This is a genomic window from Clostridium sp. HV4-5-A1G (genome assembly GCF_900184915.1).
Classification (GTDB): domain Bacteria; phylum Bacillota; class Clostridia; order Clostridiales; family Clostridiaceae; genus Clostridium_B; species Clostridium_B aromativorans.
In genome coordinates, this window is the sequence record NZ_FXYI02000005.1 from 15,568 (window position 1) to 35,878 (window position 20,311).

A 20,311-nucleotide genomic window follows, 5' to 3' on the forward strand; every position below is an offset into this window, starting at 1 on the left:
TTGCCTGCATAATATATATACTGGTATGAAATTAACAATTTATTTATTCCCCGATATAAAGTGCCTTATCATCAATTAATTTATTGATTTGATCATCTGTATATCCAATTTCCTTCAAAATATTCCTGCCCTGCTCGCCTATCATAGGTCCGCGTACATACTCCGGCTCTCCCATTTCAGCAAAGTTTACAGGTGGTCTGACCAATGTTCGGGTATTTCCATTATCATATTTCATACTGTAGAAGCATTCGTTGGCCCATGCCTGTTTATCTTCAAGTATTTCCTCTAGTGACTGTGCAAGAGCAAAAGGTATATCCGCCTTTGTCAATCTCTCACTGCACTCCTCCACTGTCATCTTCCCGATAGCTTCCATTACAATGTCATAGACTTCATGGCCCACTCCTGCCTTTTGTACATTTTGAATTGGAAAATATCTTTCAGAATCAGCCAGATCGTCTCTTCCGATTGCAGACATGAATTTTTTATAATAGGTATTATAATCAGGCGTACATGTCTGTATATATCTTCCTTCTTTTGTTTTCCATGCTGCAAGAAGTGGATTATTTCCTTCACGGACATTAATGGGATATGGCGTTCCTATATCCTTATACTGCGCAGCTTGTACCATCATCCCCATATTGAAAACAGCAGTCTGGAACAGACTTGTAGTAACTTTTTCCCCTATTCCCTTGGTTTTTGCCTGATATAGTGCAGCCAGGATTCCGGCTACCAGGTTCATGCCTACGTTGTGATCTCCCAATCCGGGCACCACATTCATTGGAACGGAATCTTTTTGACGCAGTGTCTCAAGATAACCGCCCCTTGCAAAGAAGGCAGTAAAGTCAAATCCAGGCAAATCCTTGTCGGGGCCATATTCTCCATAACCGGTGCACATTGCATAAACAAGCTTAGGATATCTGCTCTTTAGACTTTCGTAATCTACTCCGGCACGTTCTAACGCATGAACTCTCCAGTTTGTAATGAATATATCTGCTGTATCCAAAAGTTTAAAGAAGGCCTCTTTTCCCTCTGGAGTTTTCATATTCAATGAAATACAGCGTTTATTTGCATTTTCAAGATCCCATGTGGTATTTTCATGCATATCCAGAGGTCTTCCCTCACTTGGTGCCGTATAACGAATAGGATCTCCTTTTGGGCTTTCTATCTTTATAACATCTGCGCCCAGATCAGCAAGAAAACGACCTGCAGTTGCAGCAGCTATAAAGTTTGCCAGCTCAATAACTCTTACACCTTCCAATGGTTTATTTTTCATAATCATTTCCTCCTAAATTTATTATTTGTCCAATTCTTCCAATATTGCAGGAATTACTTGATACAAGTCACCTACAATTCCGTAGTCAGCCACCTTGAAAATAGGTGCATTCTCATTTTTGTTTATGGCAACTATATAGTTAGAATTCTGCATACCTGCCAGATGCTGTATGGCGCCTGAAATGCCGCATGCAAAATAAATTTTGGGCTTTACAGTAGTACCTGTTTGTCCTATCTGATAGGAGTGGTCAATCCACCCTGCATCCACACAGGCCCTTGAAGCAGCAATAGTTCCACCTAATTTATCCGCCAGCTGTTTCAACAATTTAAATCCTTCAGGTTTTCCAAGTCCCATACCTCCGGATACAATAATATCTGCATCTGTCAGTGAAACTGCATTTTCTACTTTTTTCACTACATCTACAACTTTTGTCCTGATATCGCCTTTTTCAAATTCAACATCTAATTTTACAAGCTGTCCTTTACGGCCTTTTTCATAAACAGCTTTATCCATAACTCCAGGTCTTACTGTAGACATTTGAGGACGATTATTAGGGCAGACAATAGTAGCCATGAGGTTCCCACCAAAAGCCGGCCTTGTCTGCTTTATTTTTTTGTCTTCAGGATCAATCTCCAATTTAGTACAATCCGCAGTCAATCCGGTACTGCATTTTACAGCAAGGCAGGGTCCCAAATCACGTCCTATATGGGTAGCCCCAAGCAACACTATTTCTGGTTTGTATTTTGAAATAGCTTCAAAAATAACCTTGCTATAAGCATCGGTACGATAATTTTCCAATTCAGGATGATCTGCCGCATAAACCTTGTCGGCACCATAGGCAAAGAGTTCATCAGCCAGTCTTCCTACATTATTTCCACAAAGCACTGCACAAAGCTCTGTTCCAACTTCTTTCGCCAGTTTTTTACCTTCGCCCAAAAGTTCTATAACTACAGGCATAATCTTTCCCTGACGCTGTTCTGCAAATACCCATACGCCTTTATAGGCACTCAGATCAACTGATTTCTTTTCTTCTTCAACTTTTTCTATTGCTCCAAAGGGGCATATTTCTACACAAACCCCACATCCAGTACAAGCTCCTCCAATATCAGCAATTTTATTTTTCATAGTGATTGCACCAAAAGGACAGTTCTGCACACATTTAGTACAACCCTTGCATTTATCTTTCAAAACCCTCATAGTCATTTTACTCAGCCGCCCTTTCTTATAATACGTGTTTTTCTTTCAACTTGAAGATAAGACTAGATGCCATTTCATTAACGGATCCCTTCAACATTTCACCTTTTCCCTTTGGTGGTGGTGTAAAAGAACGAAACACCTGTGTAGGTGATGCATTCAATCCACATTCTTTCGGATCCAGGTATATATCCTCGTGGTTCCACACAGTAATTTCTTTTTTATAGGCATCGACAATTCTATAAATGCTCATATATCTCGGCTCATTTAGTTCCTTCACTACTGTAAGAAGACAGGGAACCTGAGCTTCCACTACTTCATATCCATTTTCAAGCTGCCTTTGGACAACTAGTTTATTTCCATCAAATTTTATATGCTGTACATAAGTCACTACAGGCAAACCAAGTCTCTCTGCCACCTGCGGTCCTACCTGGGCCGTATCACCATCTATCGCCTGTCTTCCTGCAAAAATGATATCCACAGGTCCGAATTTTCTTATACCTGCTGCAATAGTAGTGGATGTAGCACAGGTATCTGCTCCTCCAAAAGCACGATCACTCAGTAAATACGCTTCATCAGCTCCCATGGCAAGACATTCCCTCAGCATGACAGATGCCTGCGGCGGCCCCATGGTCATTACAGCAACCGTTGTACCTGGATTCTCATCTTTTATAGTCAATGCAGCCTCAAGTGCATTGGCGTCGTCGGGATTTAAGATACTAGGTACTCCCTCTCTTATCAACGTTCCTTTTACGGGATCAATCTTGACTTCATTTGTATCAGGTACCTGTTTTACACATACTAAAATCTTCATAAATTACAACTCCCCTTCCTACTTCTTTAACAGCTTCCTGGAAATTACTATTTGCTGTACCTGAGATGTTCCTTCATAAATAGTAAATACCCTGCAGTCTCTATACAAACGCTCAACCTTATAATCTTTTATGAATCCATATCCGCCGTGAATCTGGACGGCTTTTGCACAGATTTCATTACAGATTTCCGATGCATAATACTTGGCCATGGAGCATGCCATCGAGGCATCCTGATTGGTGTCCTTGAGGTATGCAGCATCATAGACTAATTCTTTAGCTGCCTTTAACTTTGTAGCCATATCCGCAATCATAAAAGCAATGGCTTCAAAATCCCCAATTCTTCTTCCAAACTGCTTTCTCTCCTTTGCATATTTAATGGATTCATCAAGTGCTGCCTGGGCTATGCCAATGGATTGAGATGCCACACCAATACGCCCCACATCAAGAGTTTTCATGGCATTTATAAACCCCTTGTTCAATTCTCCAAGAAGGTTGCTCTTATGTACCCTGACATTATTTAAAATAATGTCGCTGGTTGCACATCCGATTACTCCCATCTTAGCCTCCGGCTTTCCACAGGACACACCTTCCTGTTTCATATCGACAATAAAAGCGGAAATACCTCTTGTACCCTTGCTCATGTCTGTCTTGGCATAGATCACTGCAAAATCAGCTAAAGGCGCCATTGTAATAAAAGTTTTACGACCATTTAGTACATAATAATCCCCGTCTTTCACTGCCGTTGTAGACATACCACCTGCATCGGAGCCCGCTCCAGGTTCCGTCAATGCAAAGGCAATTTTTTTATCTCCCGTTACTACCGGTTTCAGATATTTATCTTTCTGCTCATCATTTCCTGACAGCAGCAGGGGGCCTCCGGAAAGAGAATTTGGAGAGGAAACATATATGCTGGCAACTCCGCTTACTCTTGCAATTTCCTCCATTACAATCACATAAGCACGATTATCAGCTCCGGCACCTCCCAATTCCCTTGGAACTTTTATTCCAAAAAAACCTGCCTTGGCCATTTTCTTTAAAATTTCTTCTGGAAATTCTCCTGTAGCTTCAACTTCATCCAAAATATCCGATGTAAGTTCTTTTTCAGCAAAACCTCTTGCCAGTTTTCTAATCAGTTGATGCTGTTCTGTTAAAATCATAATCTTCCTCCTTACTTACCTTCCTTTGAATTTCTTTTTTTAACTGTTTTACATTCACTTTCCCATTAAGATTCGTTGGGAATTCTTTAAAAGTATAAATATATTTTGGAACCTTATAATCAGCAATATGTTTTTTTAAATATCTCACAAGACCATCTACATCCAGTTTTCCATTCTCTGCAACAATACAGGCTGCTATTTCCTCCTGCACGACAGGTACGGGTATTCCAAACACCTTTACCTGAAGGACACCGGGATATCTCAAAATTGCCTCCTCTATTTCCACTGGCGATATATTTTCTCCAGATCTTATTATGATATCTTTTTTTCTACCAGTAATATAAAGGTTTCTACAGTTGTCGACATAGCCGATATCTCCCGTATAGAGCCATCCTCCTTTAACCTTTTCGCAATTTTGTCTTGTGCATTTATAATATCCCTTCATTACATTGAAGCCCTTAACCAGGATTTCTCCGGCCTCATAAGGCCCCAAATCACGTCCGTCTTTTGTACTGACAATTTTTATTTTCACATTGGGGATCACCTTCCCCACGGAAATACATTTAATATTCATTGAATCATCATAACCATTGAAAGTAACACAGGGAGACGTTTCCGTCTGTCCATAGGACTGCTGCAGCTTTTCAAACTTCAGCTCTTTACATATCTTTAAATAATCTTCCTTAAATACTTTTGATCCGGCTATAATTCCCGACTTCAAAGAGGACAGATCATATTTCCTCCTCTCGGGATTGCTCAGCAGGGCCAAGAATATTGTAGGTACGCCATTTAAAATAGTAATTTTATACTTGTGGATACATTTCAAAATACAGGAGGTATGAAGCTCCGGCATCAAATAAATGCAAAATCCCACTCTCAAGCTGGCAAGAAAACCAGTACTCAATCCAAAGCAGTGGAATAAGGGAACTGACATGCACATTCTGTCACCTGCTTCCCACTTCATCTGTTCCACCGCTTCTCTAGAAATATTTACAAGCTGGTAGTGAGTGAGCATAACACCTTTTGGAAAAGATGTAGTGCCTGATGTAAATACAATGCTGGCAATATGCTGTGGAGTGACTTTATTTTCCGCTTCTTTTAGATTTTCCACATCAGAAGGATTTAGATTTTTCAAGATCTGATCTCTATTTTCCCCATGATGTTCATTTTTGCCCATATACATGTATTCTTTTACTTTACCTATATTTCTATTATTCAAACAGTTTATAATGTTTTTACTATTGCTGCAGCAATCACCATAACAAACATACTCTACATCTGAATATTCAAAAGTTTTAGCTAATTCTTCTTCCTTATATCTTGGGTTTATTAACACGGATACAGCTCCAATTTTAGCTAATGCCACATAGGTAATTATCCAATTTGGAGTATTGCCGCCCCAAATGGCAACATGAGTATTGTATTTAATGCCGCGCTTCAGGAATTTAACTGCAAATACATCGGAAAGTTCGTCTAAATCTCTCCAGGTATAAAAAACATCCCTGTATTCAAATGCACTTTCGTCTGCCATAGTTTTCAACCTCTGTAACAAAACTTGCCCTATTGTTATATTTTCCAATCTCATATATCAGATCTTCCTTTTCTAATTAAGGTAAATAATCTAAAACTTAACTAAGCATTTCTTTAAAAGTTTGGATTGCTGTTTTAGCCTGTTCATAATTAGCCATCTGCCTGTCAACTTCAATCACTGTACTTGGAATATCTGCTGAATCAAGGGCTTTTCTTACAAATACACAGTCAAATTCCTCGGGGTCACAGAACTTGGTCATGAAAATAATTACCCCATTCGCACCCGTACGCTCTGCCAAATTTACAATATAGTCAGCCCTTTTCTTGTCCACATCATATAATACAGAGCAATTACCCATATTAGAAAATTTTGCACTAAGTGCGTCCAGAGACGACTTTTCAGATTCTGTGTCCGTATCTACTCTATACTGACGTGATTCATCTGCAATATCATCTCCCACAACCTGCATATTATTGTCATCCAGAATATTCAACAGGTTTCTACTGTCAGCCAAAATTCCAGATGTGACAATTTTGATCTTTCTATCTTTTCCTTTACCGCTTTCTCTCAAAGCCTGTATAAATTTATTTACCAATTCAGTATGTTTTTCTTTTTCCATAAAATATGCACTCTTGAATATGTCGCTTCTCTGCGAAACGGTTATTTGTGGATACTCAACAAGCAGATCACTTAATTTTCTCATTGCAGCATTGTGTGCATTGTAGATTTTGATGGAATTCCAGAGTGATTCTTCAGAGAAAGATGATCCAGTTGCTTTTTCAAGATCTTTTATAACTCTCTCATATCCAGCTCTGGTAAATTTTTTTCCTCCTTCGCTGGCTCTGTTCTGCGGATAAGTCATTGGTATAAAAGGAATATCTTTCACTGCATATTTCCAGTTTTGTCCAAGGCATTTCAGTGAGTCACATAGGGAAGGTATTAGAATAGCTGATACTCCTCTATACTTGCCGGTAATTCCGAGTTCCAAAATAGATTGCATTATACTGCATATAAATGCAGGAAAATACTTTTTGGCTTCCTTTATCTCAATATCTGCACCCCAGGCTCCCATCGGAACAATTCCCATAGAATGTACAATTTCCTCAGGTGTATACACAGGTGCACAGAGAACCACTTTCTTACCTTCACTAAGATAATACTGAAGCTGCTTATCCGGGTTTTCAGCAATATCATGAAATTCCGCTAACAATTTATTTAATACATCCATTTTATTTGTCCCCCTTATTTGCTTCCATAATTTCAGTTAATCCCTGCACACGGGTTTCATACTGGGCTTCCGAGAAATTACGTGGATCAGCTTGATCTCCATCAAAGGATGCAACAGGTATATCACATTCTTCTCCAATCTGTCGGCTCATTTCATACATGAATCCGCTCCAGAGTTTGCAGGATCTATTGGTATGTACTAGCAAACCTTCTGCTCCAGTTTTTTTGGCCAGGGCAACTCTCTTATCACGGGCAAGTTCCAGATTTATGGCATTGGGAACTCTGCAATAAGCTTTTACAAGGCCGTCAAAATCATCATATAAGAATCCAAAGGCATCTGCATAAATTGTTGCTACCATATTTATTCCCCTGGATTTAAGACCTTTAGATGTAACACGAAGATAAGGCCAGCATGCAATTCCCTCAAACATAATTCTATATTTCTCATCTGCGCGGAAAGTGCTTGTACCTTCTTTAACAGCCTTTTTGTATTCCTCAACTAAAGTTTCAAATGCCTCTGCAGCTTCTACCGTTCCCCTTGCACATACTGCCACTGCCATGTGGTTCAACAAATCAAAACCATTTAATGGAGAAGGTTGATATTTAGTGTAACTGGTAGCTTCAAGCCATGCTCTCGAAGTACGATTTGAGATTTTCATAACTTCCTTGAATTTATTGTTGTCCCATTTCTTTCCCGTTATTTTTTCCAGCTGTTTAATTGCATCTATAAACTGACTTTTGATATAGGCAACCTGGGCATCCGATACTTCATAATCAGGATTAAACGGTATATCTATTAAAATAAGCGGTATATTTAGTTTTTTGGCAATACATTCATACCATTTGATCATACAGTTGCAAATATTGTTACAACATAATAGAAAATCCGGCTGCGGCATATTCTGTTCTTTGACATCCTTCAATTTTGTATAGGCAAGACTTATCCTTGCATAGGCACAAATATCATTGGAATAGCCTTCGCTCTCTGCTTCGGAACATAATCTTTCACCTGCTCCTCTGGCCGCAATTGCCGCTGCCTGATTTTCCGGATAACAGACTTTAATTCCCATTGTCTGAAAAATTTCCTGTGGAAAGTTACTTGCACACCATCCAATTTTTTCTCCCCTGTCTTTTGCCTCCTGAACTCCTTTATAATGGTTTACAATAATCTGATTCAGCTTATATGCAGCTGAATTAGGATCCAAAATCCTTCTTTTCTTCTTTTTCTTTTCTTCGGCCATTTCTAACTCCTCCTTCTTTTTAATCCACTTTATTATAAGCAGCTAATGCTGCACCAAGTGCACCCATCAATTGAGCAGAAGGTGAATAAAAAATTTCTACTCCCAGTTCCTTTGACATGGCATCTCTAACCCCGCCATTGCGAGCTACACCGCCGCTCATACAAACCTTTTCCCTTATCCCAATACGCTTTGCAAGAGAGGCAACTCGACTTGCTACAGAGCTGCAGATTCCGGCAACAAGATCATTCAATTCAACTCCGGCTGCCAATTGAGATATCACTTCCGATTCTGCAAATACAGTACAGGTACTGGAAATTTTAACAGGATGTTTTGCCGCTGCCGCCTTGACTTCCAAATCACCAATATCCAGCTGCAAAATCCTAGCCATAACATCCAAAAATCTTCCTGTTCCTGCTGCACACTTATCATTCATCAAGAAATTTACCATTCTACCTTTTTCATTCAAGCTAAGAACTTTTGCATCTTGTCCACCAATATCAATAATTGTCCTTGCATCAGGGAATACGTGCTGAGCCCCCAATGCATGACAAGTTAATTCGCTTATTTCTGCATCAGCATAAGCATAGGTAGATCTTCCATATCCTGTCACTACAACATATCTTAAATCATCTTGTTTCAATCCAGATTTTTCTAATACTTTTTTTCTTGACTTATCAGGTCCTTTTGTTCCAGTTCCTGCAGTTACGATGGAAGAAGCAATTACTTTTTTTCCATCTTTCAAGATGACACATTTTGATGTTGTTGATCCTATATCAACTCCCAGTGTATACATACTTGAGGATTCCTCCTTTATTTGTAATACAAATTCTGTAAATCAATCCTTATCAATATCAATTAACATATTCATATATTTATCCTATAATATCCCGTTCTTGTATCCTTGTATTCTTGTATCCTTGTTAACAAGTTCACAAGTATATAGTAGCACATTCTTTTTTATTTGTAAATAATTTCACAAAGATTTGAAGTTATTAATTTATTTATCAGCAAAGCTATTACAAAACAGGAATTGAAATCCCTTGGAATATTAGGGATTATCTAAATAATAGAGCAGCATAAAAATATCTCCAACAAAATAAACATGGCTGGAGATACAAAAATTTTTTATTTTTTCATTTGTCTACTTGACATGAAGCAGCTCACATCCGTGACAGCTTATTTAAATTGATTCTACTCCTTTCGAATGATTGAACACCTCTATATATACATTTGTATACATAATTTTCATTTTGTAAAATATTGGGGATATTCTTTTTTTGCCCTGTCAATCATCCCAGCATTAGTTTCCAAATGCTTTTCTATAGCATGTTGAGCTTTATTTAAATTATTTTCCTTAATTGCATCTGCTACGGCTTTATGTTCTTCTATTATTTCAGGCATTTTATTAACAAAAGCTACATCGAAATTACGCCATCTTATAATATGAAGCATTGGATTCTCCAAAATTTTTACCAGTCTGTAACGTTTTACACTGTCAATTATAATCTTATGAAATTGAGAATCTAAGTCTTGAAAATTTTTACTATATGATGTCATATTTCGACAATTATTTTGTAATTTTAAGTTTTTTTCCAGTCCTTCCACCAATGACAGTCTCTTATCTTCTTCGAGCTTTGTAAACATTTCATACAGTACTTCTTTTTCCACTGCAGTTCTAAGTACTAGTAGATCATCTATATAATCTATATCGATTAAACTTACATAGGTTCCCCTCTGCGGATATACAGTTAATAATTCCAATTGATCTAAACGTGTAAATACATTACGGATGATAAAACGTGAAACATCATACTCTCTGCACATTTGATTTTCACTAATTTTTTGTCCCGGCTCCAAATCAAGATTTAATATTCTATCTCGAATACTTCTATATACTTGTTTTACACTAATTGGTTGCTTGTTGTTTGATATATAATCCATACGATTCTCCTCTTTAAATTTTTTGATTATCATATAGAAAAACTAGTATTATATAATTTATACATTCTATACGATTTTTAACAAAGTTTTAATTCCGTAAATATCATTATATAATTAATGCCGCAGTATTTGCAAATGCTGTGGCATTAATTTCTAGTTCTAAACCTCCCAGTTTTACAGCATGACAGGTTAAGCAGCAACTACTTTTGGATAAATCTTGTCCACACCATATTTACATTTTCACTTTAAATTTATCACAATTTAATTACTTATTATAAATTTGTATATATGTATTGTCATACAATATTATCAGTACATCCTGTAATCCTCCGCAAACCTCTTTAGTACAGCTTTTTATAGAAGATAACTCCAACTCAAATTTATTATCCTTATGTTCCGAGTCTATTACAATACTTTTAGCATTTTTATAAAATATAGCTTTATTATAAGATAACAATCTACTTAATCTACCTTCTACACTTATACCTATACTCTTGTTTTTAAAACATTGTAAATATTGTTCCAGCTTTTTAACTACATTTTCATTCTCCAAGAAATTTGTCATTTATCCTCTCTCCTTTTTACATATAATCAAATAAAAAAGTGCTTATTGGGAAACAATAAACACTTTATAATTATTAAAATAATTAATTTGCTCCCTACGCCAGTATTAACTTAAACAGGTTCAAAGAGTCAGGTTTTAGCCTTCTCAACCAAAATGGTTCCTCTGCAAACACATATATTAAATTTTATATTTCATCTTGATATATTATACTTTGGTCAAATCTTTTGCTAAAACAGCTGAAACAATATCAATCTCTCTCTTTTTCCATGTCTTTGTCATGTCTGCCGCACCACCCATGATGAAATCCGCCTCCAAAAAAAACATCTCCGTGTTCTCTAAGGTGATGGCCATGTTCCATAAATTTCTCCAGCATCTGTTTGCGAAAATCCTCGTTGTCGCCTCCGAATTGCTTTTGAAGCCCTTCAATAATACGCTTGAGATATTCACTGAGGTTGGACAGTTCCTCATCGCTCAGACAGTCAAACACCTTATCCAGTTCAGGCGATGTATCATCGTCCATCTTACCGGCTGCTGCAGCACCTTTTTCAGTCAGTTTTATATTGAAGCTGCGGCGATCTTCCTCTGACGTCTTACGCTCAATATATCCATTTTTTTCTAGTTTACTCAAAAGTTCCGCCAGGGCCTGCCTGCTCATATCTAAAAGATAGGTCAATTCTTTCTGGCTGATCTCAGGTTTCATCTTCAGAATTGAAAGAACACGTCCCTGTCCTCTGTGGGGGTTACCCCATGGTCCAAAATTTTTAAAATTTTTCATTTGACAGCGATGCAGCAATGTATGCAGATGTACAAACTGTTCTAAAATTTCTTCTCTTATTTCACTCATGTGAAATACCTTCCTTTCACTAATTTTAATTACCTAGGTATTTTTGTCAAGTACTTGACTATAGTATAATGATTTAAAATTAACTTGTCAAGTACATGACTATAATTTGTGAAAACTTTTTACTGCTTCAACTTCAATAGTCTAATTATGTTCTCAACAGTCTTTTCCACATTTCCAAGTGGCCCTATTACTTTTAGTTTATATATTTTTTCATGTTTGAATTCCTCCAAAGTCCACTTATTATAAATTTTATATGTTTTCAAATTGTACATAATATCTTTGATCATTTACCTAATTTTTACTCATACATGTTATTCAATTTATTTTGCAGCACGATCCCAACTATATCAGCAAATCTTTTTGGAGATTTTATATACACTAAATTGCGGCCGTATATCTTTTTGGCAGCAGGAAGATCTTCATTACGTCCTGTGAAAACACCAAGGACGTAAACTCCATTCTGCTGCAAACCTTTCCTCACTTCCAAAGCAGTGTCATTTACACCCATATCATCTGAATAACTGTATTCAACAGGATTGGTTCCACTTGCAGGGATACACTGCATATCATTGGGTTTCCCATCAGATAGGACTATGAGCATTTTATGTCTGCAGTTTAATTTTTTCATCATATGAAGTGCAGTACGTATAGCCAAACCGTCTCTATTACATCCTGAAGCCGTATAATTGAAAATCCTATTGTTCTTGTCAACTTCATCATAATCACGAAAAAGATTGATAATTGTATAATCGTGAAAACTGCAAAAAGAGTAGACTTTTACAGGAATTTGGCAGCGTGTAAGGCTTTCAGCTATGATATATCCTTCCGTTGCAATAATTTCCTGACGATTTTTTTGTGATAATGATGCATCCAGCATTATATCCACCGTTAGATCTCTGACATCATTTTTAAGATTTTTTATAAAAATTTTATTGTCATAAAGATAAAGACTTCTCCAAATCTTTCCTACTATAAGTTTTCCCCTTTCCGCTCTGCAGGAAGATTCACGGTTAATGAGCATTACATTTTTAATTTTATTCGTCAACTTTAAGATGTTATTATTATTTCTTGCAAAATTTTCATTATAATGTATATTATTTTTTTCTCTTTGTTTTAAAACATCATCTCGATGTTTAACTGTACTAATATTACTTTCAATATGAACATCAAAATCCCCTCTTGTAAAATGAACATGACAATTTTTATGGTTTCCAACACACAAAATTTTTTCTAAAGCCTTTATCCGCGGTTCTTGCAAAATGGAAACTCCATAATACCCCTGCATAAATTTTCTATCGTATTTATTGATTTGATCTACAGATTTAAGCCAACTAAAAGCTCTGCGTAATTCATTTTTAGGACGTTTAAAAAATGAATTATGCCTAGAATTCGCTCCCTTCACCTTTACTTGAAAAATACTTCTGTCCTTATGTGATGTTGGAAGTATATTTTTTGATAAAAAGCGGGGTCCATATTGAAAATAAACTTTTATAATCTCCTTCATACGAGATATAATCTGCTTTGTATTCATATGTTCATCAAACTCTAAATCATTTAAAATGGTAAGTGCTAGATTTGTTGTATTAGGTTTTTCACCCAACGCTCTTTCAAAATGAGCTATCTTGATCTGATCTATAATGTCAAAAGACAAATCTGGATTACACCCGTCAAGAAATTTTTTTGAATAATCACGCCGCAGATTTTCAAGAACTAGTCGTTCATTTTTTGCTTTTTTATAAGTACAATTTTCTAAAGCTATCCATGTCAACTCTTCCAATAATTCACAGTTAGTGTCTTTTTTTAAATAGTTAAAAAATCCCTCTAAAAGTGAATAGTCATAGTATTTATGAACAGCTCCTATAATATAATTCAAGTAAAGATCAGCTTTTCCATTTTTATCATATGCCTTTTTTTTTGAATTGAAGGAGTAATCAGACGAAGCATTCCATATAATATTATTGGCTCTTTTTATCTCATCATTTTGTTCCTGCATAGTTAATCTGTAAAAATTTCACTCCTTTCCGCCCGTTCTGGTATTCTCAGGCGAATAACGTCTTCTATAATCTCTCTTTCAAAGCCATCAAAAGATTTATTTGTAATGCCCATTTTCAAAGCCTCAGATGCTTTCAAGCCCTTGTCTATAAGATGAATAGAAGAAATAAGCCCCCTTAGATCTACGGATTTCGTAGAGATCTCCGAGCTTTCACTTTTCTTTTGAAGATCCTTAAACAGACCTATAAATTGTTCAAGATATTTATCTTTCATATTAGGAAATTCTCGCTTAAGCAGCTTCATAAGATTCTTGGAAGAAATTGTTGGCATTTCAATAACCATAAAACGCGAAACCAGAGCTTCATTAAGTTCTCTAGTACCTGCATATCCATAATTCATCGTAGCAATGAATCTGGCAGCATCTTCCAGAGGGATTCTGTCATAACCTGGTATGTCAATAATTCTTCGAAAATCCAGGATAGCATGAAGAAGTGCAATGGATTCATTCCTCGCCATATTGATCTCATCAAGAACTCCGAAGCCTCCCAATGTGGCACATTCATAAATTGGACCTTTTCTAAAAATGACTTGTCCATTTTTAAATGTATCAGCTCCCACAAGAGATGAAAAATCCGTATTGACATGAAAAGAAATATCCCAGATGGGCCTCCCAAAAGCAGCTGCCAGGTTTTCTGCAAAAACATTTTTTCCACTTGCCTTAGGACCAACTAAAAGAAGATTCTCTCCACAGAGAACAGCTGTAATTGCCTCCTCCCAAATTTCTTTCCCGTAATAATTGTATTTAGGTTTGGGTATTCTGTATTTTATATCAGGATTCACCTTATAAAAATTTCGGTAACACTCTATTTCAGAAATTAATTTTTCATCAATTCCCTCTCCTCTCAAAAAATTTAATATAATTAACACCTCCAACTATTCAATATCAATATTTTAAGCATAACTTCAAGTCATTCAATATACATTAAGGAAGTTGATTTTTATATTGGTCATTGCTTATTGACTCCACTGGTTCCACATATTCCTCATCTTCATCCCTGTATTCCTCTACTATATTTTTCCTTTTATTAAATTTTCCAACTGCCTGATAGCTGTCCTCCGCATCAAATTCAGTATGCCTATCATATCCGTCCTCCATGACATCTTCAAGTACATCTTCTTCCGGAGGTCTATTTTTTGTTTCTACAGGCTTTAAATTGTCCATATTTTTTTGACAGTGAACACAGTATTCTGCATAGGGAACATATTCCAAACGTTCCTTTTCTATCTCTTTGCCGCATTTTTTACATATTCCATAGGTACCGTCTTCCATATTCTTCAATGCACTGTCTATCTTCCCTATAATAATTTCCTCATTTTTTTGAAAAGCCAATCCTCTCTCTTTATCGTACAGGCTGCTGGCACTATCTGCAGGGTGATTGTCATAAGCAGACAGTTCAGAAGAAAATTCTTCATTGGACTTTATAGTGTCATTCCTTTCCATCTGTATCAATAGATCCTCTGCTTCCCTTCTTTGTGATTTCAATTTATTCTTGAACTTTTCCAGTAAATTATTATCCATAGTTATAAAACTTCCCTTCATAATTATTTCAACATACATATATTTTAGCTAAAATGATGAAGGTTTATTCTATAAGCCAAAATTTTTCTTTAATTTTTTCAACATATTTTTATACCTAGTATTTTTCTTCAGAGCTTCGAATGAGGTTCAGATGAAAAAAAGCATTTCTCACTAGCAGACTGCATCTGAACCTAGAAATCACTTGACCTAGTAACTTCCCCTAGGTATTTTAAATTCACAGGGTACTTCAACCTGGCATTTTCCACATCCATACCTGGGATAATATTTTTCAGATGTTTCATCTAAAAATCTGGCACAGGCAATATGATCTTTTCCTCTTTCTACGGATATGGCCCTGGAGGGGCAATTCTCAGCACATTTACCGCACATTATGCAGTATTCATATATGTCCTTGTATTTTCTCTCATCAGGAGATAAATATAATTCTGTAACAATGCTTCCAATTCTTCCGGCTATGCCCTTTTGCGTTATAAGCCCCCTTGAAAGTCCAAATGATCCAAGACCGCATACAAAACCTACATGCCTCTCAGACCAGTTGCTTGTAAAGGACAATTCAGGATGTAGTGGACTACCTTCAAATTTCACTGACCAAAACCTTTCATCCAAGGAAGGTACTACACTATCATATCCTTCTTCCATTAATTTTGATTTCAAATGATTGCAAAGTTTATTTAAAAAATTTTGGCCTTCAATACGCCCATGAAGCCACTCTCTAGAAGGCCACAACATGTCCCTTTTATTTCCCTTCCTGACTGTTTCACTAAAAGGCAGAAAAAAGGATATAACAGTCTTAGAGTTTGGAAGCCATTCTTTCGGTGCCATAAAATGTTTTCCAACTGCATACGGTTTCTTCAACAGTAAAAAATACTCGTCACTGGCAGATCCAAATGCCAAGATCGGTTTCTCGAAAATTTTCATCCCTATGACATCTTCTGAAATAGCTTCTTTCTTACCTATATAATTGTACTTTGAGTTCTCAACAAAATCCTCTGCGGCTTTTATTAAATCCTGTCTATTCACTATTATCCCCCCATATCACCACAATTTAAGATTATAATATAATCAATCAATCATTTTACTCAATTCATCTATACCATCTGATATCTCTTTTTCAAGTCTCTTTACTCTGTCAAGAATAACTTTAGGCTCATCGTAATGAACTTCCTTATATTCTACTTCCCTATACCTGTTTATAGAAAGATCATAGTCATTTTCTCTTATTTCATATACAGGCACAAAAAAACTCTGGTCAGTTCTCTTTCTATCCGTTTCACCTTCCAAGTTGTTGAATCTTGCTATTATATCAGGTATATCGTTGTTTGCCACAGGTCTTCTCTTGTCATCCAGCGAAAATCCATCTGACTTCATATCATAAAACCATACCTTGTCTGTTCCACCGCTGCCCGTTTTTATAAATATAAGAACCGCTGTGGATACTCCTGCATAAGGTTTGAAAACTCCACTTGGCATACTTATAACAGCTTTCAGCTTGTTGTTATCTATTATTTCTTTTCTTACCTCCTTGTGACCTTTGGTAGATCCAAACAGCACCCCTTCTGGCACAATAGAAGCACACCTTCCCCCAATCTTTAATATTCTCAAAAAAAGTGCCAGAAACAAAAGCTCCGTCTTCTTAGTTTTAGTAATTTTTAAAAGATCTCCAGAAACTGCCTGATAATCGAGGCTTCCCTTGAAAGGAGGATTTGTCATAACAAGCGTATATTTTCCGATGTCTCTGTTTTTTTTAGAAAGAGAGTCCCTATATTCAATATTTGGAATGTCAACTCCATGAAGCATCATATTCATGGCACCAATTCTAAGCATAGTTCTATCAATGTCAAATCCATTGAACATCTTGTTGTCAAAGTGATCTTTTAGCCTGGATATTGAAAATAAATCACTGTAATTATTCCTCAAATATTCCTCTGCTCCAACTAGAAAACCTGCAGTACCCATTGCAGGGTCAACTATAATGTCTTCTGGCGTAGGTTTCATCAACTCAGTTATCATCTTTATTATATGCCTTGGGGTTCTGAACTGACCATTGGTACCTGAAGTGGAAACTTTAGAAAGCAGATACTCATAGAGATCTCCCTCTACATCTCCAACGCCTAAATCAAGTTTGTCTATGGCATCAACTATCTTAGACAACATAAGATCTGTAGGTATCTTGAAAATGGCATCTGACATGTACTTTGAATATGCAGAGCTTCTATTTCCATAAACGTTTTTTATAAAAGGAAAAACCCCTTCAGACACTATTTTGTACAGCTGCCCTGCTTCTTCATTCTTAAATCTACTCCACCTCAAATATTGTTTACTTTCCGGAAATGTTTTTTTTAATTTGGCTGCAGTAAGCTCAGTATTGCTCTCATTTAAAGTTTCATTATCATCTAGATCTTTTATAAACAGAAGATATGTAAACTGCTCTATTACCTCCAGCGGATTTGTAATACCTCCGGTCCAGAATATCTCCCATATTCTATCTATTTTATTCTTCAATTCACCCGTGATCATCTGCTATCTCCTATATTATATAGATGAATTTTTTCAACTCTCCTGATTTAAGTATACTATAAAGTACTGAAAATAAAAGTTTTTTACTAAATTTAGTTTATGCACATATTTCAAGCATATAATATCTTAGGCTGTATTTACAATCGAAATCCGTCAAAATACTAGCTTATTAATGGTTTCTTTGATAAAATATTCATAACAATCATCTGTTATGAAATTTTTCTAAATTATAGTATAATTAGACTCTAATAAGAAAAACTTATATATAAAATAAACACAAAGGAGGAACAGATATAATCATGAAAATTAGTGCGAGAAATCAACTAAAGGGAAAAATAATTGAAATCAAGGAGGGAGCTGTAAATGGTGAGGTAATACTAGATATAGGAAATGGGAACAAGATATGCTCCATCATAACTATGGATGCAATAAAAAACTTGGGACTTAAAGTAGGATCTGAAGCCACGGCAGTGATCAAAGCATCAAATGTAATGATTATGATCTAGTATGGCTTACTTGTATAAAATTTTTTATAATGTATGATGACTGCCTTTATGAATAAAAAATATCCATAAAAAGAACGCCTTTTATAGAGGCGCTCTTGACATACCAACAATTACATTCAACACCTGCATAAATTTCAGAAAATCACAGTTCCCAGCTCTTTCACCTATTCCGGATATAGTACAGTCCACAAATTTAGCCCCCGCCTCAGCTGCTCCGAGAGAATTTGAAAGAGCCATCCCAAAATCATCATGGGCGTGTATTTCAATTTCCACAGGTACTTCCTGCATCAATTTTTTTACACTGTAGAATACCCTCCTGGGATAAGATATTCCAACTGTGTCTGAATATCTCACCCTTTTAATTCCCATTTCAGAAACAGCACTACAGAATTCAATTAAAAAATTTATATCCGATCTGCTGGCATCCTCCATCCCTATGGTGACTTCAAAGCCTCTGTCAAGGGCATAGGCAGCACACCTTTTTACTCTGTCCAAAACCCATTTCTTATCTTTTCCCAGTTTTGAACTAATCTGCAGATCAGATGTCGGAATAGATATATGAATTATATCAACATTGCAATCTATGGATGCATCTATATCCTTGATATTTGCCCTGTTCCATGAAGATATCCTGCTTTTTAATCCCAAACCTGCAATTCTTTTAATGCTTTCCTTCTCATATCCGCCCATAGCCGGACAGCCCGCTTCTATTTGATAAATTCCCATGTCATCGATAAGTTTTGCAATTCTCACTTTTTCATTTACTCCAAAAGCTATACCAGCTTTTTGCTCGCCGTCTCTTAAAGTAGTATCAACTATCTTTACATCCACAATCACACCTTCTTTCAGATAAGCTCTACTTCAAGCTGATTTTTTAAAGTCGTTGAACATTTTGAGCAATTCATCATCCAAAATATTTCTCTTGAGTTCAGTACTCACTTTTCTTATTTTATCCAAAAATTTTTCAATATTCACACCCTCATAGTCCACATTGAGTTCTTTCAATTTGACCATGACAGCCTTTTTACCCGAATGTTTGCCTATATACATGGTTCTCGTTCCACCTATATCACAGGGATTGTAAGGTTCGTAATTTCGAGGATTTTTTTCTATTCCATCCACATGAATTCCCGATTCGTATTTAAAAATATCTTTTCCTATTACAGCTTTCATGGGGGATACTTTTTTATCTGTAAGTTTTTCATAAACTCCCACCGCTTTTGCCAGTAATTTTAAATTACCGTGAAGCTCTCCATTTTTTATGATTTTAAGGGCTAAAACAACTTCCTCCAGGGGTGCCATATTGTAAATTTGTCCATTAAAAGCTGTAGATACAGAGTCCGCTCCGTCGACACAGGCTTCCAGACTGACAGAAGTGGCCATATAATATTTATTGCTTGCACAAAAATCAACATAGACAGAAAATCTGTCCTTTATACCTTCTATAAATCTACTCCAGCCTGATAAATTGTATTTTACCACATCTTTTACTCTAATACACACCACATCCATGCTGTTGAATATCTTATCAGATTCCTCCATAGCAATTTTATCTAAATCCCTGATACTGACTTCAAGCATTATTTTCTTGTCTTTTAATTTTTCCAGAGAATTTTCATCCAAATATCTCAGCTTTTTATAATTTAAAATGACATATTTAAATTTTTGTGCGTCAAATGCATTTTCAAATCTGCATATATATTTGAGTCCTTCTGGCAGTTCCGTGATTTTTTCAACCACTTCCTGGTTTATTTCTATAAAATCCACTCCCAGATCTTTAATAAGCGCAAGAAATTCGGCTGTCAGTTTTAGATCAATGTTTCTATTTGCTTTCACAATTTCAGGCAATGTTCTGTCTATAATGATCTTTCTATGTTTGTCTATTACAATGGACATTTTATACACCCC

The 20,311-nt window shown here is 36.2% G+C and carries 19 protein-coding genes and 1 riboswitch; of the genes, 1 reads left to right on the forward strand and 18 read right to left on the reverse strand.

Annotated features, from left to right (window positions below; translation table 11 throughout):
• Positions 1-43: 43 nt before the first annotated feature.
• From J5G60_RS01405 to J5G60_RS01480, 16 genes are all read right to left on the reverse strand, one after another.
• Entirely contained in the window at positions 44-1,273 is a 1,230-nt protein-coding gene (locus J5G60_RS01405; protein ID WP_347562613.1) for a CaiB/BaiF CoA transferase family protein, read from the reverse strand.
• A 21-nt stretch (positions 1,274-1,294) separates the two neighbouring features.
• Positions 1,295-2,476 carry an electron transfer flavoprotein subunit alpha gene (locus tag J5G60_RS01410; RefSeq protein WP_150355478.1) on the reverse strand — a complete coding sequence of 394 codons (1,182 nt, stop codon included), beginning with the start codon at positions 2,474-2,476 and terminating at the stop codon, positions 1,295-1,297.
• A gap of 19 nt (positions 2,477-2,495) precedes the next feature.
• Positions 2,496-3,281: an electron transfer flavoprotein subunit beta gene (etfB, locus tag J5G60_RS01415; protein WP_150355477.1), complete on the reverse strand. Its 786-nt coding sequence runs from the start codon at positions 3,279-3,281 to the stop codon at positions 2,496-2,498.
• An 18-nt stretch (positions 3,282-3,299) separates the two neighbouring features.
• On the reverse strand, positions 3,300-4,439 hold the full coding sequence (locus J5G60_RS01420) for an acyl-CoA dehydrogenase family protein (RefSeq protein ID WP_150355476.1): 1,140 nt from the start codon (positions 4,437-4,439) through the stop codon (positions 3,300-3,302).
• Complete coding sequence (locus J5G60_RS01425) at positions 4,408-6,024, reverse strand: class I adenylate-forming enzyme family protein (protein WP_150355475.1); 1,617 nt, start codon at positions 6,022-6,024, stop codon at positions 4,408-4,410. The genes J5G60_RS01420 and J5G60_RS01425 overlap by 32 nt, the downstream gene beginning before the upstream one ends.
• 43 nt (positions 6,025-6,067) lie before the next feature.
• Positions 6,068-7,198: a 2-hydroxyacyl-CoA dehydratase subunit D gene (locus J5G60_RS01430; RefSeq protein ID WP_150355474.1), complete on the reverse strand. Its 1,131-nt coding sequence runs from the start codon at positions 7,196-7,198 to the stop codon at positions 6,068-6,070.
• Between the two features lies 1 nt (position 7,199).
• Positions 7,200-8,438, reverse strand: a complete 1,239-nt coding sequence (locus tag J5G60_RS01435) for a 2-hydroxyacyl-CoA dehydratase subunit D (protein ID WP_150355473.1) — start codon at positions 8,436-8,438, stop codon at positions 7,200-7,202.
• Positions 8,439-8,457: 19 nt separating this feature from the next.
• The gene (locus J5G60_RS01440; RefSeq protein ID WP_150355472.1) at positions 8,458-9,231 is read right to left on the reverse strand and encodes an acyl-CoA dehydratase activase; all 774 of its coding nucleotides are present in this window, start codon (positions 9,229-9,231) and stop codon (positions 8,458-8,460) included.
• Between the two features lie 452 nt (positions 9,232-9,683).
• Positions 9,684-10,379 carry a GntR family transcriptional regulator gene (locus J5G60_RS01445; RefSeq protein WP_268253953.1) on the reverse strand — a complete coding sequence of 232 codons (696 nt, stop codon included), beginning with the start codon at positions 10,377-10,379 and terminating at the stop codon, positions 9,684-9,686.
• A gap of 265 nt (positions 10,380-10,644) precedes the next feature.
• Positions 10,645-10,944, reverse strand: coding sequence for a hypothetical protein (locus J5G60_RS01450; protein WP_150355471.1), 300 nt, complete (start codon positions 10,942-10,944; stop codon positions 10,645-10,647).
• Between the two features lie 74 nt (positions 10,945-11,018).
• Positions 11,019-11,118, reverse strand: a riboswitch (TPP riboswitch).
• A gap of 73 nt (positions 11,119-11,191) precedes the next feature.
• Positions 11,192-11,788: a MarR family winged helix-turn-helix transcriptional regulator gene (locus tag J5G60_RS01455; protein WP_150355470.1), complete on the reverse strand. Its 597-nt coding sequence runs from the start codon at positions 11,786-11,788 to the stop codon at positions 11,192-11,194.
• Between the two features lie 298 nt (positions 11,789-12,086).
• Positions 12,087-13,781: a hypothetical protein gene (locus J5G60_RS01460; protein WP_150355469.1), complete on the reverse strand. Its 1,695-nt coding sequence runs from the start codon at positions 13,779-13,781 to the stop codon at positions 12,087-12,089.
• 2 nt (positions 13,782-13,783) lie between these two features.
• Positions 13,784-14,698, reverse strand: coding sequence for an AAA family ATPase (locus J5G60_RS01465; RefSeq protein WP_150355519.1), 915 nt, complete (start codon positions 14,696-14,698; stop codon positions 13,784-13,786).
• Positions 14,699-14,762: 64 nt separating this feature from the next.
• Positions 14,763-15,359: a TraR/DksA C4-type zinc finger protein gene (locus tag J5G60_RS01470; RefSeq protein WP_150355468.1), complete on the reverse strand. Its 597-nt coding sequence runs from the start codon at positions 15,357-15,359 to the stop codon at positions 14,763-14,765.
• A gap of 207 nt (positions 15,360-15,566) precedes the next feature.
• Positions 15,567-16,400 carry a 4Fe-4S binding protein gene (locus J5G60_RS01475; RefSeq protein WP_150355467.1) on the reverse strand — a complete coding sequence of 278 codons (834 nt, stop codon included), beginning with the start codon at positions 16,398-16,400 and terminating at the stop codon, positions 15,567-15,569.
• 42 nt (positions 16,401-16,442) lie between these two features.
• Positions 16,443-17,897: a class I SAM-dependent DNA methyltransferase gene (locus J5G60_RS01480; RefSeq protein WP_150355466.1), complete on the reverse strand. Its 1,455-nt coding sequence runs from the start codon at positions 17,895-17,897 to the stop codon at positions 16,443-16,445.
• Positions 17,898-18,196: 299 nt separating this feature from the next.
• Here J5G60_RS01480 and J5G60_RS01485 point away from each other — a divergent pair, with 299 nt between their 5' ends.
• The gene (locus J5G60_RS01485; RefSeq protein WP_150355465.1) at positions 18,197-18,403 is read left to right on the forward strand and encodes a TOBE domain-containing protein; all 207 of its coding nucleotides are present in this window, start codon (positions 18,197-18,199) and stop codon (positions 18,401-18,403) included.
• Positions 18,404-18,484: 81 nt separating this feature from the next.
• On the opposite strand, the gene J5G60_RS01490 is transcribed toward J5G60_RS01485, so the two are convergent.
• Together J5G60_RS01490 and J5G60_RS01495 are read right to left on the reverse strand one after the other, a co-directional pair.
• Positions 18,485-19,234 (reverse strand): homocitrate synthase, encoded by a 750-nt coding sequence (locus J5G60_RS01490; RefSeq protein ID WP_150355464.1) that lies wholly within the window; start codon positions 19,232-19,234, stop codon positions 18,485-18,487.
• Between the two features lie 30 nt (positions 19,235-19,264).
• Entirely contained in the window at positions 19,265-20,299 is a 1,035-nt protein-coding gene (locus J5G60_RS01495) for a homocitrate synthase/isopropylmalate synthase family protein (protein ID WP_106010185.1), read from the reverse strand.
• Positions 20,300-20,311: the final 12 nt, after the last annotated feature.

Coding starts and splice junctions, on each gene's coding strand:
- J5G60_RS01470 (WP_150355468.1), bottom strand. CDS start 15,359: ATGGATAATAATTTACTGGAAAAGTTCAAGAATAAATTGAAATCACAA.
- J5G60_RS01435 (WP_150355473.1), bottom strand. CDS start 8,438: ATGGCCGAAGAAAAGAAAAAGAAGAAAAGAAGGATTTTGGATCCTAAT.
- etfB (WP_150355477.1), bottom strand. CDS start 3,281: ATGAAGATTTTAGTATGTGTAAAACAGGTACCTGATACAAATGAAGTC.
- J5G60_RS01430 (WP_150355474.1), bottom strand. CDS start 7,198: ATGGATGTATTAAATAAATTGTTAGCGGAATTTCATGATATTGCTGAA.
- J5G60_RS01405 (WP_347562613.1), bottom strand. CDS start 1,273: ATGAAAAATAAACCATTGGAAGGTGTAAGAGTTATTGAGCTGGCAAAC.
- J5G60_RS01425 (WP_150355475.1), bottom strand. CDS start 6,024: ATGAGATTGGAAAATATAACAATAGGGCAAGTTTTGTTACAGAGGTTG.
- J5G60_RS01485 (WP_150355465.1), top strand. CDS start 18,197: ATGAAAATTAGTGCGAGAAATCAACTAAAGGGAAAAATAATTGAAATC.
- J5G60_RS01480 (WP_150355466.1), bottom strand. CDS start 17,897: ATGATCACGGGTGAATTGAAGAATAAAATAGATAGAATATGGGAGATA.
- J5G60_RS01410 (WP_150355478.1), bottom strand. CDS start 2,476: ATGACTATGAGGGTTTTGAAAGATAAATGCAAGGGTTGTACTAAATGT.
- J5G60_RS01495 (WP_106010185.1), bottom strand. CDS start 20,299: ATGTCCATTGTAATAGACAAACATAGAAAGATCATTATAGACAGAACA.
- J5G60_RS01440 (WP_150355472.1), bottom strand. CDS start 9,231: ATGTATACACTGGGAGTTGATATAGGATCAACAACATCAAAATGTGTC.
- J5G60_RS01455 (WP_150355470.1), bottom strand. CDS start 11,788: ATGAGTGAAATAAGAGAAGAAATTTTAGAACAGTTTGTACATCTGCAT.
- J5G60_RS01450 (WP_150355471.1), bottom strand. CDS start 10,944: ATGACAAATTTCTTGGAGAATGAAAATGTAGTTAAAAAGCTGGAACAA.
- J5G60_RS01460 (WP_150355469.1), bottom strand. CDS start 13,781: ATGCAGGAACAAAATGATGAGATAAAAAGAGCCAATAATATTATATGG.
- J5G60_RS01420 (WP_150355476.1), bottom strand. CDS start 4,439: ATGATTTTAACAGAACAGCATCAACTGATTAGAAAACTGGCAAGAGGT.
- J5G60_RS01445 (WP_268253953.1), bottom strand. CDS start 10,379: ATGGATTATATATCAAACAACAAGCAACCAATTAGTGTAAAACAAGTA.